Raw genomic sequence first — 26,324 nt, 5'->3', positions numbered from 1 at the left:
AACGGAACATCACGTGCGGACAGCACTCCGTCCGGATGTCGAACAGGACATGACACTTCCAGGACCGTGCCGTTTACGAACAAATCATGCGCCGGGTGCTCCTCCTGCTCGTCTCCTGGACCGTCGCCGGCGCCGCGTGCACCGCGAGCACCACCTGGAGCACGATCCGGGGCACCGTCCGGGCGACGCCTTCGGCCGTCGCCGCACGGGGGACGACCCCGGGCCCGGGGGCGCACGGGAGCACTGACGGCGACACCCGCCGACGGTGCTTGCCCCGCCCCGCCCGCCGGGCGAAGCATCCCTGGTGTCGATCGCCGTGCAATCGGCGTGCACCGAAGGGAACGCGATGAGAACTGCCGTCGTCCACGCGGCCGCCGGGTCCTTGCTGCTCACCGCCCTGGCCGTCGCGCCGGCCGGCGGCTCCACCGCCGTCCCGGGCGCGGCAGAGCTGCGCGGCACCGCGGTGGCCGCGGCGCGCGCCGCGGCCGAGGGCATCGCGTTCGGCCCGTGTCCCGACGCGCAGGACCTGCCGGGCACCATCAAGTGCGGCACGGTCACCGTCCCGCTCGACTACGCCCGCCCGAACGGCAAGCGGATCGAACTCGCCGTCAGCCGCGTCCGCGCCACGCGGAAGGACGGCGGGCGCGCCGTGCCCCGGCAGGGCGCGCTGGTCCACAACCCGGGCGGGCCGGGCTCCGACGGGACGTACTTCCCGCTCATCGGACTGCTCCCCGAGTGGAAGCGCATCGCGGCGGCGTACGACCTCGTGGGCTATGCCCCGCGCGGGGTGGGCCGTTCCGCGCCACTGTCCTGCCAGGACCCGAGGACGTTCGACCAGGGCCCCACGCAGGCGCCGGCGCACCCCTCCCGGGCGTACAAGCAAGAGCGCGTCGCGCGGGCGAAGGCGTACGCGCGCGGCTGCGCGGAGCGGGCCGGCGACTCGCTGCGGCACTACCACTCCCTGAACAACGCCCGTGACCTGGACGTGCTGCGCGCCGCGCTCGGGGAACCGCGGCTGACCTTCATGGGGGCGTCGTACGGGACGTACTTCGGGGCGCTGTACGCCACGATGTTCCCGACGCACGTGAGGCGGATGGTGTTCGACTCGGCGGTGAACCCGGACCCGGCGCGGATCTGGTACCGCAACAACCTCGGCCAGTCGGCGGCGTTCGAGGACCGCTGGGCGGACTTCCTGGCGTGGGCCGCCCGGCACGACGACGTGTACGGGCTGGGCGACACACCGCGCAAGGTGCGGCGCGGCTACGAGACGGCGAGGGAGCGGCTCGCGAAGGATCCGGCGGGCGGGGCGGTGGGGCCGGGCCAGTTGCAGGAGGCGTTCCTGCGGGCCGGGTACCACGACGACCACTGGCCGCACCGCGCGCACGCCCTGTCGGCCTATCTGAAGGGCGATCCCGGGCCGCTGGTCGAACAGGCGCGGGCGTATCCGGAGGCGGCCGTGGAGACGGAGAACGCGCGCTCGGTGTATGTCGCCGTGGAGTGCAACGACGCGCCCTGGCCGACGGACTGGGCGGTGTGGGACCGGGACAACACCCGGCTCGCCCGCCGGGCGCCGTTCGCGACCTGGGACAACGTGTGGGCGAATCTGCCCTGCGCGTTCTGGCCCGCGCCCCGGCAGCGGCCGCTGGACGTGCGCGCCGGCGCGGGCGCGCTGCCTCCGACGCTGATCCTGGCCGCCGAGCGGGACGCGGCCACCCCGTACGACGGGGCCCTGGAGCTGCACCGGCGGCTCGCGGGTTCGGCGCTGGTGACCGAGCGGGACGCCGGTACGCACGGCATCGCGGGCGGGCCCAACTCCTGCGTGAACGGCCATCTGGAGGAGTATCTGCTCACCGGCCGGGTTCCGGGGCGGCGCGCGTCCTGCGCACCGCGCCCAGAACCGGCGCCACGGGCGGAGCCGGAACGGCGTGCGGAGCCCCGGCCTGCGGCCTGATCAGGCGAGGCCCGCGACGAGTTCCGCGATGTCCTTGCGGCGGCCCGTGTAGAACGGGACCTCCTCACGGACGTGCATCCGGGCCTCGGAGCCGCGCAGGTGCCGCATGAGGTCGACGATGCGGTACAGCTCGTCGGCCTCGAAGGCGAGGAGCCACTCGTAGTCGCCGAGGGAGAACGAGGGGACCGTGTTGGCGCGCACGTCGGGGAAGCCGCGGGCCATCTTGCCGTGGTCGGCGAGCATGCGGCGGCGGTCCTCGTCGGGCAGCAGGTACCAGTCGTAGGAGCGCACGAAGGGGTACACGCTCACGTACGCGCGGGGCTCCTCGTCGGCGAGGAAGGCCGGGATGTGCGAGCGGTTGAACTCGGCCGGCCGGTGCAGCGCCATGTTCGACCACACCGGCTCGAGCGCACGGCCCAGCCTGGTGCGGCGGAAGAGGTTGTACGCCTCCTGGAGCTGGTCGCTGCTCTCGGCGTGCCACCAGATCATCAGGTCGGCGTCGGCGCGCAGACCGGACACGTCGTACGTGCCGCGGACCGTCACGTCCTTGGCTGCGAGCCGGTCGAACAGCTCCTGGACCTCGTCGGCGTACCCGGCGCGGTCCTCGGGCAGCACGTCCTTCAGCTTGAAGACGGACCAGAGGGTGTAGCGGATGACCTCGTTCAGGTCCTTGGCCAGCTTGCCCTTGTTCGGGATCCGGTCGGGTGCGGGGGTGGTGGCGTCGTCGCTCATGTCCCTTATTCTCCTGCTCCTCCGTGGAGGGTCTCCCACCGGGTGGCGGTGACGTCCCGCACGTCGTGCGGGGCCCCACCGTGGATCCGGTCTGCGGCGGCGTCGGCGGCGTCGTACGCGCTCGCGATGCACGCGGGGATGCCGACACCGTCGTAGGCCGCGCCGCACACGGCCAGCCCGGGGAGGGCGGCGAGGTGCTCGCGGACGCGGGCCACGCGCGCGTGGTGACCGACGGGGTACTGGGGCAGGCCGTCCTGCCAGCGGGTGACGCGGGTGGCGACCGGGGTGGCGTCCAGGCCGGTGGCGGCTTTCAGATCGTGCCGGGAGACCTCCACGAGGCCGGCGTCGTCGCGGCCGAGGACCTCCGTCTCGCCGTGCCGTCCGACGGAGGTGCGCAGGACCATGAGGTCCGGGTTCTCCTCGTCGATCCAGCCCCATTTGCGCGAGGCGAAGGTGGACGCCTTGATGGTGCGGCCGTCGACCGGCGGCACCAGGAATCCGCTGCCCGCGGGAAGACCGGTCTCCGCGCGGCGGTAGGCGAGCGTGACGAGCGCCATGGAGGCGTACTCGACGCCGGCCAGCTCGGCGGCGGCGGCGGGCGCCTCGGCGCGCAGCAGCCGTGCGGCGGCCGGGGCGGGCACGGCGACGACGACGGCGTCGGCGCGCAGCTCCCGTTCGCCGGTGACGACCCGCCAGCCGCCGGCCGGCTCCCGGCGCAGTTCGGTGACCGGGGTGCCGGTACGGATCTCCCCGCCGCGGGCCCGTACCGACTCGGCGACGGCGAGCGGGAGGGTGCCCACGCCGCCCTCGATGCCCATGAACACCGGTCCGCTCTGCTGTGCGGCAGTGGCGGCGGCCTCGGCCTGGATCTCGCGGACGCCCTCGGTCAGGGAGGCGTGCGTCCGCGCGGCCCAAAACAGCCGGGGGACGGCGGAGCGCATCGAGATCCGGTACGCGTCGCCCGCGTAGACGCCTCCCAGCAGGGGCTCGACCAGCCGGTCGACGACCTCGCGGCCGAGGCGTGCCGCCACGTACTCGCCCACGGCGACGTCGTCGCCGACCTCGGTGCGGGGCAGCTCGGCGTCCTGGCCGATCCGGACGAGGCCCTCGTCGGAGAGCACCCCGGCCAGGGCGGCGGCGGAGGAGGGGACGCCCATGACGTGTCCCTTGGGCATGGGCCGCAGGGCGCCACGGGTCCACAGCGACGCGGTCGCGGTGGCCGGCGGCCGGAGCCGGTCGGTGAGGCCCACCTCCCGGGCGAGGGCCACCGCCTCCGGGCGGCGGGCCAGCATCGACTCGGCACCGAGGTCCACGCGCGCGCCCGCGATCTCGCCGGGCAGCAGCTTGCCGCCGACCCGTTCCGAGGCCTCCAGCACGGTCACCCGTGCCCCGCGCCCGAGCAGCCGGTGCGCGGCGGCCAGTCCGGCGATGCCGGCTCCCACGACGACGACCCGCTGCTCCGCACCCGTGTGTGATCCGCTCATGGCTCCACCCTCTCAGACGCCACCGGAGGTCCCACCAGGGCCGTCCGGCCCTCCCGAGTCCCTACCGTGACCGCTTCGGGACCGTTTCGCGCCGTCGTTGCGCCGCCCTGCGGCGTCGTAGGAACGTCATCGACCGCGAACCCCCGGGGGGACCCGCATGCGCACACGACGATCCGCACGGCCGGTAGACGCCATGACGGGCCTGCTGCTGGCCGCCGGCCTCGCCCTGGCCGGATGCAGCAGCGCCGGCTCGAGCTCCGACTCCGGCGCCTTTGACGACAAGGCCGCCGTCGCGCCGGCCGACGCCCAGGGGGGCACCGAGGAGGGGGCGAAGGGAGGGGCGGCGCGGGACGGGGCCGCAGGCAGCTCGGCGGACGGCTCGCGGGCGACGGCGCCGCCCGCGGACAGGAACACCGCCACGAGCCACATCATCCGCACCGCCTCGCTGACCGTGCGGGTGAAGGACGCGCCGACGGCGCTGGCCGACGCGCGCGCCACCACCGAGACCGCGGGCGGTTACGTCGGCGACGAGAACACCCGTCTGGACGCGGAGGGCCACGAACTCACGCGTGTGGTGCTGCGCGTGCCCGCCGACGAGTACGACGAGGTCCTCGCGGACCTCGAGGGCGCCGGCAGGCTCGTCGAACGCAGCGCGAAGGCACAGGACGTCACCGACCAGGTCGTCGACGTCGAGAGCCGGATCAGGACGCAGCGCGCCAGCGTGGCCCGGATCCGCGAACTGATGGACCGGGCCGCCCGGCTCAGTGACGTGGTCACCCTGGAGGGCGAACTCAGCACCCGCCAGGCCGACCTGGAGTCCCTGCTCGCCCGGCAGGCGTCCCTGAAGGACCGCACGGGTCTGGCCACCATCACCCTGACCCTGTCCGAGACGCGGGTGGAGCAGAGCGCGAAGGCCGGCGACCCCGGGTTCCTGGACGCGCTCGCCGGCGGCTGGGACGCGTTCGTGACCATGCTGCGTTGGCTCGCGGTGGCGATCGGCGCGGCCCTGCCGTTCGCGGCGGTGGCGGCCCTGCTCGCGCTGCTGTGGCTGAAGGCCGTACGTCCCGGGCCGTCCCGCCGCACACGGCCGGCGGCCGCCTCCCCGCCCGTTCCCGCGCCCCGGCCCTCGTCCGCGGGCACGACGGCCCGGACCCCGCAGGAGGCTCCGGAGGAGGCCCCTGAGCCGGATACGAAGTGACCTGCCCCCGTAGCGTGGTCGCATGACCACGAGCACGAGCACGAGCACGGGTATGGGTACGGGTACGAGCACGGGTACGGGTACGGGTACGAGTCCGGAACGCCTGGTGGTGATCGGCGGCGACGCCGCGGGGATGTCCGCGGCGTCGCAGGCGCGCCGGCTGAAGGGGCCCGACGAGCTGGAGATCGTGGCGTTCGAGCGCGGGCACTTCACGTCCTTCTCGGCCTGCGGCATCCCCTACTGGGTGGCCGGCGACGTCGCCGGACGCGACGAGCTGATCGCCCGCACGCCCGAGGAGCACCGCGCACGGCACATCGATCTGCGGATGCGCACCGAGGTCACGGAGATCGACCCCGGCCGAAACCGGGTGCGCGCGCGGGACCTCGATTCCGGCACCGAGTCCTGGACGTCGTACGACAAGCTCGTGATCGCGACCGGCGCGCGGCCGATCCGCCCGGAGCTGCCCGGCATGGACGCCCCCGGTGTGCACGGGGTGCAGACCCTGGACGACGGCCAGGCCCTGATCGACACACTGGGGCGCACGGCCGGCCGCCGCGCGGTGGTCGTCGGCGCGGGGTACATCGGCGTGGAGATGGCCGAGGCGATGATCAACCGCGGCTACGAGGTGACCGTCGTCAACCGCGGCCGGGAGCCCATGGCGACCCTCGACCCCGACATGGGCCGCCTGGTGCACGAGGCGATGGAGGGCCTGGGCATCACCATGGTGAACGACGCCGAGGTCACCGGGCTGCTCACCGGGGACGACGGCAGGGTGCGGGCCGTGGCCACCGCGGACGCCGAGTACCCGGCGGACGTGGTGGTGCTCGGCATCGGAGTGCGCCCGGAGACGGGCCTGGCGCGGGCGGCGGGGCTGCCCCTGGGCAGGCACGGCGGGCTGCTCACCGACCGGTCGATGCGGGTGCGCGGGTACGGGAACGTCTGGGCCGGCGGCGACTGCGTGGAGGTCCTCGACCTGGTCTCCGGTCAGGAGCGGCACATCGCGCTCGGCACGCACGCCAACAAGCACGGCCAGGTCATCGGCTCGAACGTGGGCGGCGACTACGCCACCTTCCCGGGCGTGGTCGGTACCGCGGTCAGCAAGGTCTGCGACCTGGAGATCGCGCGCACCGGTCTGCGGGAGAAGGACGCCCACCGGGCGGGGCTGCGGTTCGAGACGGTCACCATCGAGTCGACCAGCCGTGCGGGCTACTACCCGAACGCCTCCCCCATGACGGTGAAGATGCTCGCCGAGGTGCGCACGGGCCGCCTGCTCGGTGTCCAGATCGTCGGCCGGGAGGGCGCGGGCAAGCGCGTCGACACCGCGGCGGTCGCCCTCACCGCCGGGATGACGGTGGAGCAGATGACCATGCTGGACCTGGGCTACGCCCCGCCGTTCTCCCCCGTCTGGGACCCGGTCCTGGTGGCGGCCCGCAAGGCCACCACGAAGATCCGCGCCACGGCTGGACGGCCGTCGCCGCGTACGTCCTGACAGCCGTCCTCCCGCGCGGTCCCGTCTACGCGGTCCCGTTGATCCGTTCGATCGCCTGCCGCGCCTGCTCCGCCGGAGGCCGCGCATGGTCCGCGGCGGGCCGGGGCGGCAGGGACGACACGGAGGCGCTGGTGCCGCCGGCAGCGGCGAAACCGGCCGCGCCGGTGGCCCCCGCGCCCACGGCAGCCGGTGGCTGCTCCCCCGCCGGCTTCGCGTGCGCGGCGGTGGCCCGCGCCGAGCGCAGACGGTGGCCCACCGCCTCGTCCAGCGTCACCGGCCGCTGCATCTGGGAGGCGAGCCGTCCCGCCTCCTGGCCGAGCCGGGCGACGTCCTCCCAGGAGAGGCGCACCACGAGCGTGAGTTCCGCCTCTCCGTCGGGCAGCGCCTGCATCGCAGCGGTCACTCGGTCGTTCATGGTCTGTTCCTCACGTCGGCCCCGCGGCCCCTTCCCCGCGCCGCGGGCGGTTGGAAAGGGATACGCAGGGCAGGACGACGGTGTTCAGCGGGCGGCGGGTTCGCCCGCGGCCGCGCGGGCACACGTGGGACGTGGTCATCCCCGTTCATGACGTGAATCCGGCACGGCGCACCCCGTGGGTCACCTACGCGCTGATCGCCGCGAACTTCGTCGTCTTCGTGTTCCTCACGCCCGGTGTCGTCGGCTCCCTGACGGGCGGCGGGAGCAGTCTCGCGGAACTGTGCGGCCTCCAGGCGTTCCTGGACCGGTACGCGGCCGTGCCGCAGGAGCTGATCCACCACCGGATGCCGCGCCTGGTGCCCACGGGCGACACGGGGGTGGGTCCACAGGGGCCGGGGTGCGTGGTGGAGCCGCCGGAGTACGACAAGTCACCCGAGCTGAGTGTGCTCACGGCGATGTTCCTGCACGGCGGCTGGCTGCACCTGCTGGGCAACCTGCTCTTCCTGTGGATCTTCGGCAACAACGTCGAGGACCGTATGGGGCACGTGCGGTACCTGCTGTTCTACCTGCTCTGCGGATACGCGGCCGCATACGGATTCGCACTCACGAACACCGGCTCCGCCGCTCCCCTGATCGGCGCCTCGGGAGCGATCGCGGGGGTGCTGGGCGCCTACCTGGTCCTCTACCCGAAGGCCCGCGTCTGGGTCCTCGTCCCCTTCCTGATCTTCCTGCCCCTGCGCCTGCCCGCCTGGATCGTCCTGGGCCTGTGGTTCGTCCTCCAGGCGTTCTACTCCGCCGGCCAGGGGATTTCCGACGCAGGCACCGTCGCCTACGTGGCCCATGTGGTCGGATTCGCGGTCGGCATGCTCCTCGCTTGGCCGCTCAAGCCCGGCACTCGCCCATCGCCGGAGCCGCGCGGCATCCTCTTCGGCCGGCGGGCCCGGTAGAGCCTTCCGCACAAGCGAGCAACACGAAGAGAGGTCCAATAGATTTGCGAATGTGAAATCACAACTCGACATCAACCCGCCATCGCTTGAATGATTCAACTACCTGCAAGAGTTCTGCCGACACTTTGAGCCTCCAGCAGGGCTTGCGCTGACCCATTGCTGATTTACCTGACGAGTCGCCAGTTGACGGCGGGCACCCCATGAGGGCCCCACGGAGCCCGTACAGGAGCCCCAGCGAGGGAGCCCACCGCCCACGACCTGGCCTGCGCACGACTTCCGCTCGTCACGCACAGGACCGCCCCGAGGCGAAGCGACGCACAATGAGCCCTTTCCAACCTGCCGCCGTAGGCTGGCATTTGGACTGACAACGTGATGAAGCCCCTGGTAGATGGGTTTTCAACCAAGAGAACCATCCCCACCAGAGGCTTCACGTGCCTGTCCACCCTTCCCCAAGCTCTCGGCTTCTCCCCCACTCTCGGCTTCGCTCGAGCGGGGGGACCCCCATGAGCGGGGGGACCCCCATGAGCGGGGGAGACCCCATCGCATCGACGTGTCCAGCTCTGCCCTTCGCCTCCTCGCTCAGGAGTTGCGGCGGCACCGCCACGCGATCGGCTCCCGTTGGCGGCGGCTGAGCGCCGGCCGCCAGGCCCTCCTCGCACTCGCCCACCTGCGGGTGGGGCATACTCCCCCAGTCTCCGGCCGGGGGCGCCCCCAACGCCCAGCTCGCGGCCGGGTTCGGCGTCGGAACCACGACCGCATACCACTACGTCACCGAGGCCGTCGACCTCCTGGCCGCCCTCGCACCCAGCCTGGCCGACGCCGTCCGCACCGCGTTGGCGAAGGCGTATCTGCTCCTGGACGGCACGCTCCTGCCGATCGACCGCATCGCCGCGGACCGGCCCTTTCACTCCGGTGAACACAAGAGGCACGGGACGAACGTGCAGGTCCTCGCCGATCCCTTCGGCCGGCTGTTGTGGGCCTCACCGGCCCTGCCCGGCGCCGTCCACGACGTCCGCGCGGCCCGTGGACACGGCATCGTCGACGTCCTTGCCGAGGCCGGCATCCAGTGCTGGGCCGACAAGGGCTGTCGAGGTGCCGGCGGCACGGTCCGCATCCCCTGCCGGGGGCGGTGGGAGACCCTTTCCACCGGTCAGCAGGCGGTGAACCGGTCCCACGCGAAGATCCGCGCACTCGTCGAGCAGGCCATGGCCACCCTCAAGTCCTGGCGGCTCCTACGCGAACTCCGGTGCTCGACCACCCGGATCACCTGCCTCGCCCAGGCCGTCCCCACCGTGCATCTGGCCAGCTCAGACCGATGATGGAAAAGCCTCACTGCATGGACCCTCCGGTCCGCGCCGGTCCGTTCGGCCGGCCACCATGAACCATGTGAAGATTTGGTGCCTCTTGTGCACGTTCCGCTGCAGCCCCAACCGAATTCTGCTAGCGCCGTGAAATCCGGTCGTCGCCCTTCGCCACGCCTCGACCCGAGGCGGGAGAGGACTCGGCCGGCGCCTCTCGCCCGCGTCGGGCGATGAGAGCACCGCGATGCTCCGGGGGAGCGAAGCGCAACCTCCAGGGGGGTCGGGGAAGCCCCTGACCCGGACCTCAGGAAGGACAGAAATGCTACTCGCGAGTTCAGGCGGAGAATCCCTCGAAATAATTCAACTTTCAACAGGAATTGCGCCGGGGAAATTCGAAGGATGAACTCAACCGACGGACTCCTTTCCCTCCCGCATACCGAAGGCCACTTCGCCGGGACGGGCTCAGTTTCCGGTGTAAGGACGCAGCCGGACGGGCCCGGCCGTCCCGGCGGGGAGGGCCACGGAGGCCGTCCAGGCCGCCGGTACTGGCAGGTCGGTGACAGACCACGCGTCGGGCGTGCCGGGCACCCCGGCGGCGACCGTGACCGTGCCGGCGATGGCTGGATATGTTTCCACCAGACCCAGGGGAACCGTGACGCCGACACCGACCGCCCTGAGCGCGGCCTCCTTGCGGGTCCAGCAGCGCAGAAACGCCCGTCGTGATGCGTCCCCGGTGAGGAGGCCGTCCAGCCACCGCGCCTCGGAGGGGGTGAGGACGGTAGGCGCGAGATCCCTGACGCGGATGTCCCGCACCCGTTCGACGTCCACCCGACGGGCACCGCGGCCACGGCGAGCATGCCGCAGCCCGAGGTGCGGGAGATGCTGATCCAGCACGCGACCTTCGGATCCAGCACCGTCGGCGGGCCGTGCTCCCCGTCCCCGCAGCCCGGGCACGGCCTGCGGCCCAGGCGGACCCGCTCCGGCGCCACGTCCAGCAGACCGGCCAGGACGCGGCGCACCGACGCCCGGTTGCCGACGAACTCCGGCGGCGTCGGCCAGGGTACGCATGCGCCCCAGGCGCCGCCTCTCGGAGTCGTCCAGGAGGGCGAGGTCCGCGGCCAGGACCGCCGTCGCCCCCCGCCACCACCACACGGTCGCCCCGTCCGGCGCCTCCTGGACGCCCGGGGATCCACTGGCTGATTCGGTACCGGTCCGGGGTGCGGTCATGTACCGAGACGCCAGGTCGGCCACTCGGCAGGCCGACGACAGATGGCAGTAAGTGGACAGGGACACACCGTGACAATGACTGGACGTCACCGTTCGGATGCTATCCGTACCCGACCCGGAGCCGGTTCCATGGCGCCCACCGGAAGTGCTGCAACTTGCTGACAACCCGGCCGGAGGTTTTGGGTGCAATGATCCGCAAGACCCACCGGGAGGCGTGACTTTACCTGGACTATGCCTGCGCCCCGACGTTGACTGGCTCGCAGCCAGCCCATAATGTCTGAGCTCCGGAGTCGAGCGGACTTGGTCCGCCCCGAGCCCCGTCCGCCGTGTCGTGAATCGCTTTACCTCAACAGGTAGATTGACGATGAATGGATGACTGTTCAGGCAAAGTTAACGGTCAGGAGTCCCTATATACCTTTCGGCAGGAATACAATTCCTGCCATCGGATTTACCAACTTCATCCTCCAGGGCGGAGGATTCTGCTCGCTGAGAATTACGGGGAATAATCGGCGCAATGAAGACTTCCACGTTGAAAACCCATAGTAAAGAACTGGTTTCCGTCGTGATCGGGAAACCTTCATCGGGCGGGGCGGCCGCGGGTCCGGCCGACGGCACCATCGACACGGCCGAAGGCATCAGCAGGATGGAAAGCGCGCTGCTTCAGGCACGTGCGCTGATCGAATCGACGATGTCGCTGCACCGGACCAGGCCGGTGCGCGAATCCCTCGTCCTGCGCACGGGCGATACCGACATCGGTGGCACAGTCACCCGGCTCGTCGGACTGGCACGTCACTCCGTCTCCGTGTCGCTGTCCACCGGCGAGAACGCGTCTGCTGTGTTCGACGCGCTCGCCGCCCACGCGACACCCTCCAAAGAGCGGGCGGCAGGCGGCGGGACGGGCGGCCCGGTCATCCGACTGCTGTGCACGCCGCAGGCGGTGAACAGTTGCAGGCCGAGCGTCGAGGACTTCCGGGACCCCCGGTACGAGATCCGGGTCAACGAAGGGGAGCTGCGCGGCATGCTGATCGTCGACAGCCGGGTCGCCCTCATGCCGACCTCTCCCGGAAAGGCGTGCGACGCAGCGATCATCAAGGACACGGCGTCGGCTCGCGCCCTGGACCTGCTGTTCGCCGGATCCTGGGCCAACGCCCGGTCGCTCGCCGAGTACCAGCGCACGAGTGCGCGCATGCGGACGGAGTCGGTACGACGCATCCTGGAACAGCTGTGCATGGGCCGCACCGACGAAGTGGCGGCACGCGAACTCCGGGTCTCCCTGCGCACGTACCGTCGTCACGTCGCGGAGATCATGCAAGAGCTGGGAGCCAACTCCCGCTTCCAAGCCGGGGTCAGGGCCGTGGAGATGGCACTGCTGCCGCAGCGCGACGATGCCCCCGGCAGAGAGCCCGGCAGGGAATCACAACATCATGGCTGATCCCTATCCTGGTGAACGGCCGCGGTCTGCCACCGCGAAGGGCCCTCGGAGCCACAGCGAGGACACCGGGCAACTCGACGAACAGCCCGCGGACGACCTGGAGCAGACGCTCATGGAGGTCCGTCGGCTGATCGAGGCCACCGTCGCCAAGCACCGCGACCGTGTCGTGCGGGACTCGCTGATCACCAACGTCCCCGCCTGCGTCGGCGAGGTGGCGGCAGCAGCCCTCGGGCTTGTCGCCGAGGCCGAACGGACCATCGACATCGTGCTGGCCGACTCGGAGCACGTCGAGGCGATCAACTCCGTGTACTGGGAGTTGGAGACCAGCCGAAAGAACATCGGACTGCGGCTCCTGTGCACCCAGGCGATGCTCGACAGCGGCGTGGTCCAGCCCCACATGCTGAAGAGCCTTCGGTACGAGGTGCGGGTGGCCAGGGTACCCATGCTCCAGGTGATGATCGTCGACGGGGCGGCTGCCCTGGTGACCTCGCAAGCGGTCATCGGGCGACAGGCCTCGGTGATCCGCGCCACCACCGTGATCGGCACGCTGGGCACCCTCTTCGAAGGACTCTGGCGCCACGCGGTCCGGGTCGAGGAACGGATCGACTTCGGTGACCGCGACCGTGCCGACGTGGCCCGGCAGATCCTGAACTGCCTTCAGGTCGGCATCACCGACGAGGTCGCCGCACGCGAGCTCTCCGTCTCGGTGCGCACCTATCGCCGCTACGTCGCGGAGATCATGGCACTCCTCGGAGCGAGTTCGCGCTTCCAGGCAGGGGTCCGGGCGGCCGAGCTGGGGTTGCTGCCCAAGGGCCGGAAGAGTTCCGCTCGCCCGTCGGCCAAACCGGCCAAGGGGGCGTCCGGGCCACCGGCCCGGCGGGGCGCACGGCGGCAGGACGTGCCGGCCCAGGGAGCGGCACCGGACGTACGCGACGCGGACGGCACACCTCCTCGCGACGGCCGGTTCGACACTGGCAGCTTCCTGTAGCCGTCGTTGCACCCTTTTGACGGAGCCGGTTAGACAGGGACGACACGGACGGCGTCCGCCCCGGGCGGACGACCGGACACCCCTGACCCGAGAGCTCCGGCGGCCCGCGCGTTTCCCGTGCCGCCGGCGATCCGGTGCGCCGCGGGGCCTCTTGGGCCCTCACTCCTCGGCCCGCGGCGCACCGGGGGCGGGGCCCGTCACCCGAGACCAACAGCCGGGTGCGGGCCCCCGTCTCTGTCCCTGCGCCGCCTGGAAGGTGTGGAAAGTTGACCCCGACGCCGATCGGTCTGGTATTCCCCGGACAGGGGACGCAACGTCAAGGCATGGGTGAACCCTGGCGGGACACCGCCGCGTGGAGCCTGGCCGGTGAGGTTTCCCGGCACTGCGGCGAGGACGTCGAGGAACTGCTGCTGCGGACCCCGACCGACGTGCTGCGCCGCACCGACCTTGCTCAGCTCTCGGTCTTCACGGTGGCCTTGATGGCCCACGCGGAGGCGGCGCGGTGCGGGGCGCTGGACGGCGCCGTGGCGTGCGCCGGGCACAGCCTGGGAGAGTACGCGGCGCTGACGGTGGCCGGAGTGCTCACGCTGCCGGACGCCGTCGCCCTGGTGGCGGACCGGGGGCAGGCCATGCGGGACGCCGAGCGACTCCGTCCGGGCACCATGGGCGTGCTCGTCGGGACCGGGCTCCGGGAATCCGAGGCGCTGGCCGCCGAGGTACGGGACGAAGGGCTCGACGTGTGGGTGGCCAATGTCAACGCCCCCGGCCAGACGGGGCTCTCCGGCTCCGCGGAGGGCATCGGGAGGGCGGCGGAACTGGCTCCGGGCATGGGGGCCAAACTCATCCGCCTCTCCGCGGGCGGCGCCTTCCACAGTCCCTTCATGGCGCCCGCGGCCGAGCGGCTGGCCCGGACCCTGCGGGACGTGCGGTTCGCCCCGGGACACCTTCCGGTGGTCGCCAACGTGGACGCCGAGCCGTACACCGGCGACGGGAACTGGGCCGAACTGGCCGTGCGCCAGCTGGTCTCCCCGGTGCGCTGGGAGGAGAGCGTGCGGACCCTGACCGGACGGCTCGGATGCCGGCGGCTCGTCGAGCTGGGCCCGGGGCGTGTGCTGACGAACCTGATCCGCCGGATCGATCCCGACGTCGAGGTGATCCCCGTGGACGGTCCCGGCTCCCTGGAGGGCCTCACCGCCGTGTGACTCCCCCGCCGCTCCGTACCGAACTCCCCGATACAAGAAGCCCGGTGCCATGAACACCCTGAAACACACCCCCGGAAGCGACGCGACGTGGTTCCGGCGCTACCCCCCGTCCGCCCCCACCCGTATGCGACTGCTCTGCCTGCCGTACGCCGGTGGTTCGGCGAGTTTCTACCACTCCTGGGGAGACGCCTTCGGCGACGACGTCGAGGTTCTCGCCGCCCGGTACCCGGGGCGCCAGGAGCGGATCGCCGAACCCTGCCTCGAGACCATGGAGGAGCTGGCCGACGCGGTAACCGCGGCCGTGCTGCCCCTCCTTGACAAGCCGTTGGCACTTTTCGGCCACAGCATGGGGGCCTCGCTCGCCTACGAGGTGGCGGTCCGCCTGGAACGCAAGCACGGCTTCAGCCCGAGCGTGCTCCTCGTCTCCGGCCAGCGGCCTCCCCACGGGCAGCGGCCGCGTACCGCACACCTGGACGGCGCCGAGTCGGTTCTCGCCGAGGTCCGCAAGCTGGGCGGCACCGACGCCGCGCTGCTGGAGGACCCCGACCTGCGAGAACTCGTGATGCCCGCGCTCCTGGCCGACTTCTCCATCGTCGGGCGGTATGCCGAGAAGGGCCCCCGGCCGGCCCTGCCCGTGCGCTGCCCGGTCATCGGATACGTCGGGGACCGCGATCCCAACGTCACCGTGGAGGACGTGGCCGCCTGGGCGGGCGTCGCCCCGAAGGGCTTCGAGCTCAAGGTGATGGAAGGCGACCACTTCTACCTGGCGCCGCGCAGGGACGAGCTCGTCGCCGACCTGGCGTCCCGGCTGCGCCGACACTGAGTCAGGCCACGGCCGGACCCTGCCGGAACCTGTCCGTACCCACTGCCCGCAGAAAAACCCCTGACGTTGCTTGGCAGCTTTGTGCAATGCGGCTTGCCGGAGCGGATAGCCGTGGCTTAGAAATCGTCAGGAACTTACTGGAATTGCCCGTTCGGCAATTCATGAGAGAGGTATCAGCATGGCTGCTGCAACGCGTGAAGAGCGTCTCGTCGTCATCAAGGAAATCGTCTGCGACATCCTTGAGATCGAGGAGGACGAGGTCTCGGAAACGAGCCTCTTCAAGGAGGAACACAACGCCGACTCGCTCCGCGCGATCGAGATTCTCGCGGCCCTGGAGAAGGAGTTCGGCGTGGTCATCAACCAGTCCGAACTGCCGCGCATGGTCAATCTCACGGGCGTGTACGAGGTCGTTGGGGAGCCGGCCGGCTGGTGACCCGTCCGCGACGCCTCCGGGTGGCGCGCGCGTAGGTCGGACGTGGACAAGGAGGTAGGCATGTCGGCAGTGCACGACACCGGTCCGGAGGCAACGGGACGGCACCGGGTGGTCCTGACGGGGCTCGGAGTGGTCTCCAGCATCGGGCTGGGGGTGAAGGAGTTTCTCGGAGGACTGAAGGAGGGCCGCAGCGGGGCCCGGCCCATCACCGTGTTCGACACCGAGGGTTTCGCCCATGCCAACGGCTGCGAGATCGTCGACTTCGAACCGCTGGACTGGATCCGCACCCTGGATGCGGAACAGCTCGGCAGGGCCGCGCAGTTCTCGGCCGCCGCGGCCCGGATGGCCCTGGAGGACGCCGGCCTCGACGCTGCCGACCTGCGCGGCCGACGGGGTCTGATCTCCATCGGCACCACCGATGGCGAGTCCTACGACCTCGATCAGCTGGTCGAGGCCGAACTCAAGGACGGCCCGGAGACGTTCGACCCGATGGCAGCCGGGAGGGTCCCCGCCGGACGGCTCTCCGTCGCCATCGCCCAGGAGCTCGAACTGTCCGACGTCGAGGCCGTCACGGTTCCCACCGCCTGCGCCGCCGGCAACTACGCCATCGGCTACGGCTTCGACGCGGTGCGCTCCGGCGAGGCGGACTACGCGTTCTGCGGCGGCGCGGACGCCATGTGCCGCAAGACGTTCACCGGCTTCTACCGGCTGGGGACCATCGCGCCGGAGCACTGCCGGCCGTTCGACGCCGACCGCAAGGGAATCCTGACCGGCGAGGGCGCCGGAGTGCTCGTTCTGGAACGGCTGGAGTCGGCCCTGGAACGCGGCGCCACCATCTACGCCGAGGTGCTCGGATACGGCCTCAACTGCGACGCCCACCACCAGGTGGCGCCCAACCGGGCCAGTGTCGCCCGCTGCATGGAACTCGCCCTGGACAACGCGGGCGTGAAACCGTCCGAGGTGGACCTGATCTCCGCCCACGGGACGGGGACCAAGGCCAACGACATCACCGAGGCGGGCGCGATCCGCGAGGTGTTCGGCACCCCGCCGCGCACCGTCTCCATGAAGTCGATGCTCGGTCACAGCATGGGCGCGGCCAGCGCCCTGGGCGCCATCGGCTGCGCACTGGCCATCGCCAACCGGTTCATCCCGCCGACGATCAACCACGTCACCACGGACCCCGAGTGCGACGTCGACTGCGTGCCGAACAAGGCCGTCGAGGCCGACCTCAAGGTCGTCCAGAACAACGGACTGGCCTTCGGCGGCAACAACGCCGTGGTCCTCCTGGGCCGGTACGACCGACCTGAGGAGGAAGCATGCTGAGCCGTCCGATCATCGGCATGGGTGCTGTGGCCAGCACCGGAAGAGGTGTCGGCACACTCTTCGAGAACCTGTGCCAGGGAATCACCGGTCGCGCCGAGTTGCGCGGGTTCGACCGCACCCGTTTCCGGGCGCAGCACGCCTACGAGGTGGACAACCGCCCCGCGGAGGGCAAGGACGTACCCGCCCGCGCCACCGCGCTGCTCATCGACGCGATCGCCCAGGCGGCGGCCGAAGCGGGCCTGGGCGAGGACCTCTCCGGCATCCCGATTCTCATCGGGACGGGGCTGCGCGAGCTGCGCTCCCTGGAGCTGTGGTGGCGCGAGGACACCGACCTGGACGACACCGGCCTGCACTTCGGCACCGCGCTGCGCGAGCGGTTCAACGCCGATGTGACGCACACCTTCTCCAACGCCTGTTCCGCCTCCCTGTACGCGCTGGCACTCGGCTCGGACCTGCTGGCGGAGGAAGGCGACCACTCCCCCGGCACGGTGATCGTCGCGGGTGTGGACGTGCTCACCGAGAGCATGTACGGCCTGCTGGAGCGGGTTCACCCGACACCGCCGGACCGGGTGCGGCCCTTCGACCGGGACCGCACCGGAGTCCTCATGGGCGACGGCGCCGCCGCCGTCGTCCTCAGCCGGGAGACCGACGACCGGCGGACGCACGCGCTGCTCCGCAGCGTCGCCGTCAACTGTGACGCCTTCCACGTCACCGCGCCCTCCCCGGAGGGCATCGCGAAGGCGATGCGCAGCGCGTACGACATGGCCGGCGTCAAGCCGAAGGACATCGACCTGGTGATGCTGCACGGCACCGGGACGCTGCTCAACGACGAGGCCGAGGCGACGGCGATGGCCGACGCGCTGGGCGACGCGGCGAGCGGTCCGCTGATGACGGCGATCAAGTCGATGACCGGCCACACCTCCGGCGCGTCCGGGCTGATGGGTCTGGTCATGGGCGTCACCGCCCTCAACGAGGGACGTGTGCCGCCCACCGTCGGTCTGGAGCGGCCGGTCGAGGAGGCCTCGCGGTTCCGTTTCGTGACCGGTGAGGCCGCGTCCGCATCGATGAACGTAGTGCAGCTCAACGCGTTCGGATTCGGCGGCATCAACGCCGTCGCCCTTGTGGAGGCCACCCCGTGAGTGTCGTCGTCAGCGGAGTCTCCGTCCTGCTCCCCGGGGCCGACAGTGCCAAGGCACTGGCGGCCGGCCCCGAGCCCGGCGCCGGGCCGGTCGAACCGGCCGCTCTGGTGGGCAGGAAGGGCCTGCGCTACAAGGACCGGGCCACCCAGCTCGGCTACTGCCTGACCTCCGCGGCCCTGACCGACGCCGGCCTCCTCGGCGAGGACGGCACGGTGTCCGGCGGGGACGTCGGTGTGGTCGTCAGCTCCAACTACGGCAACCTGGACACGGTCGTCCGCGCGCTGGACACCCTGCGGGAGGGCACCGTCTCGGCGACCAGCCCGATGGACCTGCCGAACGCGTCGAGCAACGTCATCGCCTCCTCGGCAGCCATCCGCTACGGCCTGCGCGGCCCCAACCTGATGGTGTGCAACGGCGCGACCTCCGGTCTGGACGCGGTCAGCTGGGCCGCAACCATGATCACGGCGGGCCGCGTGGACCGGGTCCTCGTCATCGGCGTCGAGCCGGACAACGACGTCGTACGCCGGCTGCTCGGCGGTGGGCACGCCGTCGACGGAGGCGCCGCCGTCGTCCTGGAGGACGCGGAAGCGGCCCGTACGCGGGGCGCGAGGGTCCGCGCCGTGCTCGGCCGGTACGTCCGCGGAGCCGGTGTCGGGGCGGTCCTGGAACGGCTGGCCGCCTCCGGTGTGCCGGATCCGGCGTGGTGGCACCTTCCTGACACGGCTCCCGAGGGGATCGGCGCCGGCCTGCTGCCCGGGGTGGAGCGGATCGCCCTGCCCGAGCACTCCGGCCGCGCTTTTGGCGCGCTCGGTGTGCTCCAATGCGCGACGGCCGTCGGCCTGTTCGACGAGTGCGGCGAGGGGCCGGTGTTCGCGGTCTGCGGCACCGACGCCGACGACGCCTCGGCCGGCCTCGTGCTGCTGGAACCCCCGGTCCCGGAGACCCTCTGATGTCCACGTCCGGCGGCCTCGGCACCGAGTCGGTCCGCCGGCGCACCGCCGCCACCGGCGGGCCCCGGCTGCTGCTGGTCCACGGACTGGCGGAGAACGACAGCGTCTGGGACCCCGGCGTCGCGCTGCTGCCCCCCGAGTACGAGGTGTGGACGGCTCGGCTTCCCTGGAGTGCCGAGGGTGTGCCCGACTGGGGGACCGACGGTGATCTCGTCGGTCCCCTGACCCGGGCGCTGGCCGCGGTGCCCGGTGGCCCGGAGATCGTGGTGGCACACTCCATGTCGGCGGACGTCCTGCTGGACCTCGTCGACCGGGAGAGCCGGCGGGGCGGCGACGCACTCGCCCGGTTCGGGATCCGCGGCCTGGTGCTGGTCTCGCCGTTCTACCGGCGCACCGCCGAGGAGTTCGACTGGGACACCATCAGCTACTACCTCAACGACTTCCACCTGATCATGGAGGAGGGCCTGCGGGTCCACTCCGGTGACCGGCTTCCCGCCTCCCTGCGGGCGGCCATGGGGGAGCGGGTACGGGACCGGGTGGGCCCGTACGGCTGGCTGCGCTTCTTCGAGCTCTACCTGCGTACTCCGCAGCTCCGGACGGGCCGGGTCACCGTGCCCTGTCTGGTACTGGGGGGCGAGAAGGACTTCGCGGCACCGCCCGGCGAGAGTGTGGCGCTGGCCGCCGCACTGCCGGACGCGCGAGCACTCGTTCTCCCCGACTGCGGGCACTTCCCGATGATCGAGGAAGCGGAACGGTTCGCCTCCGAGACCGTCACGTTCGTCAACTCCCTTGGGACCGGCGCTCCGCAGCGTGGGCCCGTCCCCGACACAGTTCTGGAGCACCGTCGATGACCATCGTCACGGAGCCCGCCGTCAAGGCGCTCCTCACCGAGACGACCTCCGTCCAGGTCCGCCCCCGCTACGAGGGCTCCAACATCTGCACCTGGATCGGTTTCAAGCACGTCAACTACATGGTCGAGGAGGCGGTCCTCGACCATTTCCGGCAGACCGCTCTTCCGGCCCGCGGCCTGTACGAGGAGCACGGCCTCGGCCTCGACTTCGTCGGGATCGACACCCGCATCCTGCACGCCTTCCACATGGACGACGTCGCCACCGCCGAGGTCGTCCCGTTCACCAAGGACGCGGACGGCACGCTGGGCTTCAAGGTGACCGTGCACGTGGAGCGCAACGGGGAGATTCTGAAGGCCGTCACCTCCAAGGTGCGCGTGTCCCTGCGGATCGACACCTACCTCGACTCCGCGGACGAGGTGCCCGAGCAGGTCGCCCGTTTCGCCGTCGGCCGGCTCGGAGGCGACTTGGAGCCCGCGCCGCTCACCCCGTTCACCTCCGAGGAAACGATCTTGGAGGAGTTGCTGGAGGGCAAGAACGCCTACGGCTGGAAGTGGAACATTCCGTACCCGTACTGCCACTTCACCGAGCGCCTCCAGATGTCCGGCTACCTGAGGCTGATGGAGGAGGGCAAGGACCGGTTCGTCGCGGACCGGGGCATCTCCATCAAGACGCTGCTGGACGACCGCCGGTGGATTCCCGTAGTACCGCGGTCCGAGATCCGGATCCTCGACGAGGCGATGATGGAGGAGGACCTCTACACCACCTACGAAGTGGAGGAGGTCTTCAAGGACTTCACCTACACCACCCGGATGAACTGGTACGTCGTCCGCGACGGCAGCCTCCTCAAGACCGCCACGGGCACCATCGTGCACGGCTACGCGGTCATCAAGAACCGTCGTGACTGGAGCCTGGAGAACTTCGACCAGCACGTGCTGGACGCGCTCAACGGCACGGCACAGCAGCAGCAGCAGCAGCAGCCGTGAACGACGCCTGGGGAGGGAGCGGCGAAAGGACGCCGCGGATCCTGCTGATCGAGAGTCACGGGCCGTGCGCCCCGGTGGACGCCGGCCTGCGGCACGACGCCACGGCGCAGGCCCGGGCCGGGTACCCGGTGCTGATGTACCTGGTGGAGGACGGTTGCCTCCTTGCCCGGCCCGGGACCGACGAGGACCTGGACCGCTTCGAGGAGGCGGGCGGCCGACTGGCCGTCGACCGCTTCTCCCTTGTGCAGCGGGGGATCGAGCATCTCCCGCTGCGTCCCCGGGCGACGGTCTCCGACATGGACGAACTGGCCGGCTGGATCACCGGCCCCGATGTACAGGCGGTGTGGCACTGACATGGCGCGCAGCATTCCGCCCACCGACGTACTGATCACCCTCATGGGATCACCGCACGAGTCGGAGCGCATCACCAGCGCGTTGCGCCTGGTCCAGGCACTGCTGGAACAGGGCCGTGCCGTGCAGGTGTGGGCGTGCGGCTACGCCACCCTGCTCACCCAGAACCCGCTCGGTGAGGACAAGCCGCGCAACCTGGCGAACTGGAACCGGGTGTACCCGTCCACGGCCGCCCTGGTGAAGGACATGCTGGAAACGTTTCCGGGCCGGCTGTACTGGTACGGCTGCCGGTTCTGCAGCGACGACCGGGGTGCGGTGGACCACCTGCCGCAGGTCGTCATGCGGCCCCCGTCCGGCTACGGCGCCAACGTGGCCGCGGCCGGCCGCACCCTTCAGGTGGGGGTCCTGTGATGGCCGGCGGACAGAGCACCGAGGGAACCGGCATGACACAGCGGCGCACTCTGGCCATCGTGGAGAAGGCCTACCGCGGGGCGCTGGAGAAGCAGTTCTTCGACGCCCTGTACCTGGCGGTGGAGCTGAACCGTCAGCTCGGCGGGCTCGACGTGCTGCTGCGCGGACGCGCCGTCACCTACGGCGTGCGTGCCGAGCCGGTCCCCGCGCTGCGGATCGGCAGCCGCACCCTGGACACCCTCACCGACCCCCGGCGGGACCTGCGCACCCTCATGGACGCCGGGGTCCGGGTCCACGCCGAGGAGTCCGGCCTGGCCGCACACGGTCTGTCCCCGGACCGGCTGCTGGACGGGGTGCTGACGGCCTCCGACGGAGACATGGCCCTGCGCTGGCCCGAGTACCGAATGGTCTGTTACCTGTGAACCGAAGGGAAGCGTGGCGGACATGACCACCACCGCAACGGGCGCCGGGCGCCCTGTCATCACCGCGTGGTCCGCGGTGTCGCCGTTCGGCATCGGCCGGACCGCGTTCGCCGAGGGAGTGCGCGAGCGGCGCCCCACCGTCTCCGCGCTCGCCGACACCGAGCCCGCCGGGCCCCGGGGCGACGCCTGCGTGGTCCCCGGCTTCGAGGTCCGTACGGTACTCGGCAAGAAGGGCACCCGGTCCATGGACCGGGTCACCGGACTGGCCGTGACCGCCGTCGGGGCTCTGCTCGACGACACCGAACGGAGCCGGGTCGTCGGCACCGGCGAGGGCGCCGCGCTGGCTCTGGGCACCACCACCGGCAGTGCCCAGAGCATGATGGACTTCACGCGGGATTCCCTCACCGGCGACCAGCCGTTCTTCGTCGACCCGGCACGTTTCCCCAACACCGTGATGAACTGCGCGGCCGGCCAGAGTGCCATCTGGTACCAGCTGAAGGGCCCCAACACGACCATCGCGGGCGGCCGGGCGGCAGGGCTGCACGCCCTGAACTACTCCCGTCGGCTGCTGGCCGCGGGCCACGCCCAGACCGTGCTGTGCGGCGCCGCCGAGGAGTACTCCACCGCCCGCGCCTGGCTCGAACACCACTCCGGTGACGGCGCGCCGAGCGCGCCGCTCGGCGAGGGCTGTGCCGTACTCCTCGTCGAGCCCGCGGCCGGCGAGGACGCCGGACAGCCGGTGCTGGCCGAGATCCTGGCCGTCGAAATGGGCGTCGTGCTCCGTGACGACGTGACCGGCAGCCTCATGGCCTGCCTGCACGGCGCCCTGCGCCGGTCCGGCGTCGACCTCACGGAGATCACCGCCGTCGCCCGCTCCGGTGCTCCCGGGGCGGAGGGCGACGCCGAGACCGCGGCCGTCGGCGAGCTGCTGGCCGGCGTGGACGCGGCCGACCTCACCCAGGTCACGCTGATCGGCGACACCGGCGCCGCCTCCGCCGCCTTCCAGACCGCCGCCCTGCTGGCTCACGCGGAGGACAACCGCGCCGTGGCCGGGAAGGTCGGCCTCGTCACCTCCGTCGACCGGACCGGGACCGTCGGCTGCGCCCTGCTCCGGCTGCGCTGACCGCCGTCCGCCCCGCCGCCGAAACCGAAGAACGAAACGCTGAGAGAGGTACCACCGTGCTGGACAAGGAAGAACTGCGCTCGATCATCGCGCAGGTACTGGACGTCGACACCACCGAGATCACCGACGACGTCAAATTCGTCGACGACCTGGAGGTCGACTCCCTCCTGGCCCTGGAGATCGTGGTCGTCCTGGAGAAGAAGTACGGGGTGAGGCTGCCGGAGTCCGAGCTGCGGCAGATCATCACCCTGCAGAGCGCCTACGACCTGCTGACCGGAAAGCTGCAGGCCGTCTGATGGACGTCCTCGCCGAGCCGCGTCCGGGCGCCCCGGCACCCGACGCGTCCCGGTTCGCCGGAGCGCTCTCGGGGACCGTCGAGGTCCGGCCGTCGGAGAAGGACGGGAGCACCTCCACCCGGTTCACCGTGTCCGCGGACGAGACGGTGCTCCCGGGCCACTACCCGGGCTTCCCGATCTTCCCCGGCGTGTGTCTTGTCGAGTACGTGCACCTGAGCGTCCTCGCCACGGCACCCGCCGAGGAGCCCGAGCCCGAGCTCGTGGCCGTGGAGAGCACCCGGTTCACCGGGCCCGTTTACCCGGGCGACGAGCTGACCGCGGACATCGGCTGGAAGCCGGTGGACGGCGGGGCGTGGCAGTGCCGGGCGAAGATCCGCTCCGGCCGGGGCGACGCCGCGTCGGTGCGTCTGCGCTACCGCCGTGCGACGGAAGGAGCGTCGGCGTGAACGGGCAGACGGAGATCCGCGGCAGGCTGCCGCACCGCTACCCCATGCTGCTGGTGGACCGGGTCACCCAGGTGGAACCCGGCCACTCACTGACCGCCCTCAAGGCGGTCACCTGCAACGAGCCCTGGTACGCGAACCTGGGCCCGGACACCCCCGAGGAGGGTTTCGGTTATCCGAAATCGCTGATGGTGGAGTCCTGGTGCCAGTCCGCAGGCCTGCTGGCCACCTGGGACGCGCCCAACCCCGACGTGCTGACCGGGCAGGTCATGCTGTTCGGCGGCATGACCGGGGTCGAGTTCCACCGCACCGTCCTGCCCGGCGACGTCATGGAGCACCGCGTGCTCGCCGGACGCCGGGTGGACGACACCGTGATGTTCGAGGGCGAGAGCCTGGTGGACGGCAAGACGGTGATGACCGTCGGCCGGATCGTCATGGCCTTCCGTCCGGCAGACGTTCTGAGACCCGAAGCGAGCTGAGCGAAGATCATGCAGGACAACACTTCCCGGGTGGCGCTCGTCACCGGTGGTTCACGCGGGATCGGACGGGCGTGCGTGCTGGCCCTCGCCCGCGACGGTTTCGATGTCGCCTTCTGCTACCGCGCCGACGACGAGGCGGCCCGGCAGGTGGAGAAGGAGGCCGCGGAGTTCGGCGTCCGGGTCATGTCACGGCGGACGGACGTCGCCGACGGCCAGGCCGTGCGCTCCTTCGTCGAGGAGGCCGAGGGCACGCTCGGCTCCGTCGACGCGGCGGTCACCGCTGCCGGGATCACCCGCGACAACCCACTGGTGCTGATGGACGACGACCAGTGGCATCAGGTCGTCGACACCAACCTCAACGGCGTCTACCACCTGTGCCGCGCGGTCGTCTTCTCCATGATGAAGCGTCGCACCGGCGCGATCGTCAACATCTCCTCGGTGGCCGGGGTGTACGGCCACGCCAGCCAGAGCAACTACTCCGCCTCGAAGGCCGGCATCATCGGCTTCTCCCGGTCGCTGGCCAAGGAGGTCGGCCGCTCCGGGATCCGCGTCAACGCCGTCGCCCCCGGGTTCATCGACACCGACATGGTCGCCGCGATGAACGACAAGGCACGCAAGGACATCACCCGGACGATCCCGCTGCGTCGCATGGGCCGTGCCGAGGAGGTGGCCGACCTCGTCGCGTATCTGGTGTCGGACCGGGCCGAGTACATCACCGGTTCCGTCCTGCAGATCGATGGTGGCATCACCATCTGACCCTCTGACCCTCTGACCACCGGACGGCCCGAAGGACCCGGCCGTCCGCCCCCCGGCCCGTCCGTGGCCGGCGGCAGCACTCAGCAAGTTTGGAGGCGGTGATGGCCCGACGGAAGCCACGCTGGTACTTCTCGTTCCGCAGCCCCTATTCGTGGATGGCCTACCGGGACCTGATGGCCCACCACCGGGACGTCGCGGAACGCATCGACTGGCTGCCCTTCTGGGAGCCGGACGCAGAGGCGAGCGGCCACCTGGAGCAGGCCGGCATCAGTCTGCCGTACGTGGCGATGTCGCGGGAGAAGCACCTCTACATCCTCCAGGACGTGCGGCGGCTCGCCCGCGACCGCGGCCTGGAGATGGTGTGGCCGGTCGACCGCCGCCCCCGGTGGGAGGTATCGCACCTGGCGTACCTGGTGGCCGACGAACTCGGCCATGGACAGGAGTTCATCGCGGCGGTCTACCGCGCCCGATGGGAGGAGGGGCAGGACATCTCCGACCCGGCCGTCATCGCATACATCGCCGAGCAGCTCGGCCTGGACCCGGTGCGCCTGTCCACCGCGTGCGACGATCCGGCCGTCCGCGAGCACGGTCTCGGAGCCCTCAACTCGCTCTCGCGCGACGGTGTCTTCGGAGTTCCGTTCTTCATCGACGGCTACGAGAAGTTCTGGGGTGTGGACCGGCTGCCCGGCTTCGTCGCCTCGGTCCGCTCCCGCACCGCCTGAACCAGCCCCGCACCCCGACCCCATCCGCCCCCCCGACCCGCCCACCCTCAGCAACGAAGGAGCCCGACATGGCGACCAACCCGTTCGAAGACGACAACGCGAGCTACTACGTTCTGGTCAACGAGGAGAACCAGCACTCGCTGTGGCCCGCGTTCGCCGAAGTGCCCGCCGGCTGGACCATCGTGTTCGGCGAGGAGAGCCGGCAGGCATGCCTCGACCACATCACCGAGAACTGGACCGACATGCGGCCCAAGAGCCTTGCGATGGCCATGGACGCCTGACAAGGGCATCGCAAGGGGGCGCGACCCGGTATCCCCGGCCGGACGCGCCCCGCGCAGGGGGCCCGGTGGGCGGGTGCGACGCCCACCGGGCCCCCTCCCCTGTACGGGGAGACCCGCCCCGCCCGTCACCGCCGTGCGACAAAGGGCTTTCGGTGGCAGCTTGATGCAGCCG

The 26,324-nt window shown here is 71.2% G+C and carries 28 protein-coding genes and 1 pseudogene; 25 read left to right on the top strand and 4 right to left on the bottom strand.

The features are described from left to right. Positions 1–346: 346 nt before the first annotated feature. On the top strand, positions 347–1,951 hold the full coding sequence (locus ACWZEH_RS28280) for an alpha/beta hydrolase (protein ID WP_456193896.1): 1,605 nt from the start codon (positions 347–349) through the stop codon (positions 1,949–1,951). Here the strand turns inward: ACWZEH_RS28280 and hemQ are convergent, their stop codons facing one another. Together hemQ and hemG are read right to left on the bottom strand one after the other, a co-directional pair. After that, positions 1,952–2,683 carry a hydrogen peroxide-dependent heme synthase gene (hemQ, locus tag ACWZEH_RS28275; RefSeq protein ID WP_266074984.1) on the bottom strand — a complete coding sequence of 244 codons (732 nt, stop codon included), beginning with the start codon at positions 2,681–2,683 and terminating at the stop codon, positions 1,952–1,954. A 5-nt stretch (positions 2,684–2,688) separates the two neighbouring features. Next, positions 2,689–4,167 (bottom strand): protoporphyrinogen oxidase, encoded by a 1,479-nt coding sequence (hemG, locus tag ACWZEH_RS28270; RefSeq protein WP_456193895.1) that lies wholly within the window; start codon positions 4,165–4,167, stop codon positions 2,689–2,691. A 157-nt stretch (positions 4,168–4,324) separates the two neighbouring features. Here hemG and ACWZEH_RS28265 point away from each other — a divergent pair, with 157 nt between their 5' ends. After that, complete coding sequence (locus tag ACWZEH_RS28265; protein ID WP_456193894.1) at positions 4,325–5,365, top strand: DUF4349 domain-containing protein; 1,041 nt, start codon at positions 4,325–4,327, stop codon at positions 5,363–5,365. A 52-nt stretch (positions 5,366–5,417) separates the two neighbouring features. Continuing rightward, positions 5,418–6,854 carry an FAD-dependent oxidoreductase gene (locus ACWZEH_RS28260; RefSeq protein WP_456199877.1) on the top strand — a complete coding sequence of 479 codons (1,437 nt, stop codon included), beginning with the start codon at positions 5,418–5,420 and terminating at the stop codon, positions 6,852–6,854. A gap of 25 nt (positions 6,855–6,879) precedes the next feature. On the opposite strand, the gene ACWZEH_RS28255 is transcribed toward ACWZEH_RS28260, so the two are convergent. Continuing rightward, positions 6,880–7,269, bottom strand: a complete 390-nt coding sequence (locus tag ACWZEH_RS28255; RefSeq protein ID WP_456193893.1) for a hypothetical protein — start codon at positions 7,267–7,269, stop codon at positions 6,880–6,882. Between the two features lie 131 nt (positions 7,270–7,400). On the opposite strand from ACWZEH_RS28255, the gene ACWZEH_RS28250 reads away from it, so the two are divergent. Further along, on the top strand, positions 7,401–8,216 hold the full coding sequence (locus tag ACWZEH_RS28250; RefSeq protein ID WP_456193892.1) for a rhomboid family intramembrane serine protease: 816 nt from the start codon (positions 7,401–7,403) through the stop codon (positions 8,214–8,216). Positions 8,217–8,760: 544 nt separating this feature from the next. Further along, positions 8,761–9,535: pseudogene (locus tag ACWZEH_RS28245) on the top strand (transposase family protein). A 444-nt stretch (positions 9,536–9,979) separates the two neighbouring features. Here ACWZEH_RS28245 and ACWZEH_RS28240 read toward each other — a convergent pair. Beyond that, positions 9,980–10,411, bottom strand: coding sequence for a 4'-phosphopantetheinyl transferase family protein (locus ACWZEH_RS28240; protein WP_456193891.1), 432 nt, complete (start codon positions 10,409–10,411; stop codon positions 9,980–9,982). Between the two features lie 847 nt (positions 10,412–11,258). Between ACWZEH_RS28240 and ACWZEH_RS28235 the strand changes: the two genes are divergently transcribed. The 20 genes from ACWZEH_RS28235 (at position 11,259) to ACWZEH_RS28140 (ending at position 26,152) form a co-directional block, all read left to right on the top strand. Then, on the top strand, positions 11,259–12,176 hold the full coding sequence (locus ACWZEH_RS28235) for a helix-turn-helix transcriptional regulator (protein WP_456193890.1): 918 nt from the start codon (positions 11,259–11,261) through the stop codon (positions 12,174–12,176). Beyond that, the gene (locus ACWZEH_RS28230; protein WP_456193889.1) at positions 12,169–13,164 is read left to right on the top strand and encodes a helix-turn-helix transcriptional regulator; all 996 of its coding nucleotides are present in this window, start codon (positions 12,169–12,171) and stop codon (positions 13,162–13,164) included. The genes ACWZEH_RS28235 and ACWZEH_RS28230 overlap by 8 nt, the downstream gene beginning before the upstream one ends. Before the next feature lie 266 nt (positions 13,165–13,430). Further along, the gene (locus ACWZEH_RS28225; RefSeq protein WP_456193888.1) at positions 13,431–14,366 is read left to right on the top strand and encodes an ACP S-malonyltransferase; all 936 of its coding nucleotides are present in this window, start codon (positions 13,431–13,433) and stop codon (positions 14,364–14,366) included. A 49-nt stretch (positions 14,367–14,415) separates the two neighbouring features. Continuing rightward, positions 14,416–15,189, top strand: coding sequence for a thioesterase II family protein (locus ACWZEH_RS28220; RefSeq protein ID WP_456193887.1), 774 nt, complete (start codon positions 14,416–14,418; stop codon positions 15,187–15,189). 178 nt (positions 15,190–15,367) lie between these two features. Next, on the top strand, positions 15,368–15,622 hold the full coding sequence (locus tag ACWZEH_RS28215) for an acyl carrier protein (protein ID WP_456193886.1): 255 nt from the start codon (positions 15,368–15,370) through the stop codon (positions 15,620–15,622). 60 nt (positions 15,623–15,682) lie between these two features. Next, complete coding sequence (locus ACWZEH_RS28210) at positions 15,683–16,945, top strand: beta-ketoacyl-[acyl-carrier-protein] synthase family protein (protein ID WP_456193885.1); 1,263 nt, start codon at positions 15,683–15,685, stop codon at positions 16,943–16,945. Further along, complete coding sequence (locus ACWZEH_RS28205; RefSeq protein ID WP_456193884.1) at positions 16,939–18,084, top strand: beta-ketoacyl synthase N-terminal-like domain-containing protein; 1,146 nt, start codon at positions 16,939–16,941, stop codon at positions 18,082–18,084. The genes ACWZEH_RS28210 and ACWZEH_RS28205 overlap by 7 nt, the downstream gene beginning before the upstream one ends. Beyond that, complete coding sequence (locus ACWZEH_RS28200) at positions 18,081–19,034, top strand: beta-ketoacyl synthase N-terminal-like domain-containing protein (RefSeq protein ID WP_456193883.1); 954 nt, start codon at positions 18,081–18,083, stop codon at positions 19,032–19,034. The genes ACWZEH_RS28205 and ACWZEH_RS28200 overlap by 4 nt, the downstream gene beginning before the upstream one ends. After that, complete coding sequence (locus tag ACWZEH_RS28195) at positions 19,034–19,885, top strand: alpha/beta fold hydrolase (protein ID WP_456193882.1); 852 nt, start codon at positions 19,034–19,036, stop codon at positions 19,883–19,885. The genes ACWZEH_RS28200 and ACWZEH_RS28195 overlap by 1 nt, the downstream gene beginning before the upstream one ends. Further along, positions 19,882–20,868, top strand: coding sequence for an acyl-CoA thioesterase family protein (locus ACWZEH_RS28190; protein ID WP_456193881.1), 987 nt, complete (start codon positions 19,882–19,884; stop codon positions 20,866–20,868). The genes ACWZEH_RS28195 and ACWZEH_RS28190 overlap by 4 nt, the downstream gene beginning before the upstream one ends. Continuing rightward, the gene (locus ACWZEH_RS28185; protein ID WP_456193880.1) at positions 20,865–21,221 is read left to right on the top strand and encodes a hypothetical protein; all 357 of its coding nucleotides are present in this window, start codon (positions 20,865–20,867) and stop codon (positions 21,219–21,221) included. Before ACWZEH_RS28190 ends, ACWZEH_RS28185 begins: the two co-directional genes overlap by 4 nt. Position 21,222: 1 nt before the next feature. Continuing rightward, positions 21,223–21,630 carry a hypothetical protein gene (locus ACWZEH_RS28180; protein ID WP_456193879.1) on the top strand — a complete coding sequence of 136 codons (408 nt, stop codon included), beginning with the start codon at positions 21,223–21,225 and terminating at the stop codon, positions 21,628–21,630. A 32-nt stretch (positions 21,631–21,662) separates the two neighbouring features. After that, a complete protein-coding gene (locus tag ACWZEH_RS28175; protein WP_456193878.1) occupies positions 21,663–22,052 on the top strand; it encodes a hypothetical protein in 390 nt (129 codons plus the stop codon). Between the two features lie 22 nt (positions 22,053–22,074). Beyond that, positions 22,075–23,175 carry a beta-ketoacyl synthase N-terminal-like domain-containing protein gene (locus ACWZEH_RS28170; RefSeq protein WP_456193877.1) on the top strand — a complete coding sequence of 367 codons (1,101 nt, stop codon included), beginning with the start codon at positions 22,075–22,077 and terminating at the stop codon, positions 23,173–23,175. Positions 23,176–23,231: 56 nt separating this feature from the next. Then, on the top strand, positions 23,232–23,471 hold the full coding sequence (locus ACWZEH_RS28165) for an acyl carrier protein (RefSeq protein ID WP_456193876.1): 240 nt from the start codon (positions 23,232–23,234) through the stop codon (positions 23,469–23,471). Beyond that, complete coding sequence (locus ACWZEH_RS28160) at positions 23,471–23,917, top strand: 3-hydroxyacyl-ACP dehydratase FabZ family protein (RefSeq protein ID WP_456193875.1); 447 nt, start codon at positions 23,471–23,473, stop codon at positions 23,915–23,917. Before ACWZEH_RS28165 ends, ACWZEH_RS28160 begins: the two co-directional genes overlap by 1 nt. Beyond that, entirely contained in the window at positions 23,914–24,393 is a 480-nt protein-coding gene (locus ACWZEH_RS28155; protein WP_456193874.1) for a 3-hydroxyacyl-ACP dehydratase FabZ family protein, read from the top strand. Before ACWZEH_RS28160 ends, ACWZEH_RS28155 begins: the two co-directional genes overlap by 4 nt. A gap of 9 nt (positions 24,394–24,402) precedes the next feature. Beyond that, on the top strand, positions 24,403–25,149 hold the full coding sequence (gene fabG, locus ACWZEH_RS28150) for a 3-oxoacyl-[acyl-carrier-protein] reductase (RefSeq protein WP_456193873.1): 747 nt from the start codon (positions 24,403–24,405) through the stop codon (positions 25,147–25,149). Between the two features lie 101 nt (positions 25,150–25,250). Then, a complete protein-coding gene (locus tag ACWZEH_RS28145) occupies positions 25,251–25,871 on the top strand; it encodes a 2-hydroxychromene-2-carboxylate isomerase (RefSeq protein WP_456193872.1) in 621 nt (206 codons plus the stop codon). A gap of 68 nt (positions 25,872–25,939) precedes the next feature. After that, positions 25,940–26,152: an MbtH family protein gene (locus tag ACWZEH_RS28140; RefSeq protein ID WP_406724669.1), complete on the top strand. Its 213-nt coding sequence runs from the start codon at positions 25,940–25,942 to the stop codon at positions 26,150–26,152. Positions 26,153–26,324 lie beyond the last annotated feature (172 nt).

It is taken from the genome of Streptomyces yamdrokensis (assembly GCF_053890455.1).
The sequence above is the reverse complement of the archived record's forward strand: the minus strand, read 5'-3'. Positions and strand labels throughout refer to the sequence as shown.

Bases quoted from the DNA above. Each gene is read 5' to 3' on its own strand.
- ACWZEH_RS28280 (WP_456193896.1), top strand. From the start codon at position 347: ATGAGAACTGCCGTCGTCCACGCGGCCGCCGGGTCCTTGCTGCTCACC.
- hemQ (WP_266074984.1), bottom strand. From the start codon at position 2,683: ATGAGCGACGACGCCACCACCCCCGCACCCGACCGGATCCCGAACAAG.
- hemG (WP_456193895.1), bottom strand. From the start codon at position 4,167: ATGAGCGGATCACACACGGGTGCGGAGCAGCGGGTCGTCGTCGTGGGA.
- ACWZEH_RS28265 (WP_456193894.1), top strand. From the start codon at position 4,325: ATGCGCACACGACGATCCGCACGGCCGGTAGACGCCATGACGGGCCTG.
- ACWZEH_RS28260 (WP_456199877.1), top strand. From the start codon at position 5,418: ATGGGTACGGGTACGAGCACGGGTACGGGTACGGGTACGAGTCCGGAA.
- ACWZEH_RS28255 (WP_456193893.1), bottom strand. From the start codon at position 7,269: ATGAACGACCGAGTGACCGCTGCGATGCAGGCGCTGCCCGACGGAGAG.
- ACWZEH_RS28235 (WP_456193890.1), top strand. From the start codon at position 11,259: ATGAAGACTTCCACGTTGAAAACCCATAGTAAAGAACTGGTTTCCGTC.
- ACWZEH_RS28230 (WP_456193889.1), top strand. From the start codon at position 12,169: ATGGCTGATCCCTATCCTGGTGAACGGCCGCGGTCTGCCACCGCGAAG.
- ACWZEH_RS28220 (WP_456193887.1), top strand. From the start codon at position 14,416: ATGAACACCCTGAAACACACCCCCGGAAGCGACGCGACGTGGTTCCGG.
- ACWZEH_RS28215 (WP_456193886.1), top strand. From the start codon at position 15,368: ATGGCTGCTGCAACGCGTGAAGAGCGTCTCGTCGTCATCAAGGAAATC.
- ACWZEH_RS28210 (WP_456193885.1), top strand. From the start codon at position 15,683: ATGTCGGCAGTGCACGACACCGGTCCGGAGGCAACGGGACGGCACCGG.
- ACWZEH_RS28205 (WP_456193884.1), top strand. From the start codon at position 16,939: ATGCTGAGCCGTCCGATCATCGGCATGGGTGCTGTGGCCAGCACCGGA.
- ACWZEH_RS28195 (WP_456193882.1), top strand. From the start codon at position 19,034: ATGTCCACGTCCGGCGGCCTCGGCACCGAGTCGGTCCGCCGGCGCACC.
- ACWZEH_RS28190 (WP_456193881.1), top strand. From the start codon at position 19,882: ATGACCATCGTCACGGAGCCCGCCGTCAAGGCGCTCCTCACCGAGACG.
- ACWZEH_RS28180 (WP_456193879.1), top strand. From the start codon at position 21,223: ATGGCGCGCAGCATTCCGCCCACCGACGTACTGATCACCCTCATGGGA.
- ACWZEH_RS28175 (WP_456193878.1), top strand. From the start codon at position 21,663: ATGACACAGCGGCGCACTCTGGCCATCGTGGAGAAGGCCTACCGCGGG.
- ACWZEH_RS28170 (WP_456193877.1), top strand. From the start codon at position 22,075: ATGACCACCACCGCAACGGGCGCCGGGCGCCCTGTCATCACCGCGTGG.
- ACWZEH_RS28160 (WP_456193875.1), top strand. From the start codon at position 23,471: ATGGACGTCCTCGCCGAGCCGCGTCCGGGCGCCCCGGCACCCGACGCG.
- fabG (WP_456193873.1), top strand. From the start codon at position 24,403: ATGCAGGACAACACTTCCCGGGTGGCGCTCGTCACCGGTGGTTCACGC.
- ACWZEH_RS28145 (WP_456193872.1), top strand. From the start codon at position 25,251: ATGGCCCGACGGAAGCCACGCTGGTACTTCTCGTTCCGCAGCCCCTAT.
- ACWZEH_RS28140 (WP_406724669.1), top strand. From the start codon at position 25,940: ATGGCGACCAACCCGTTCGAAGACGACAACGCGAGCTACTACGTTCTG.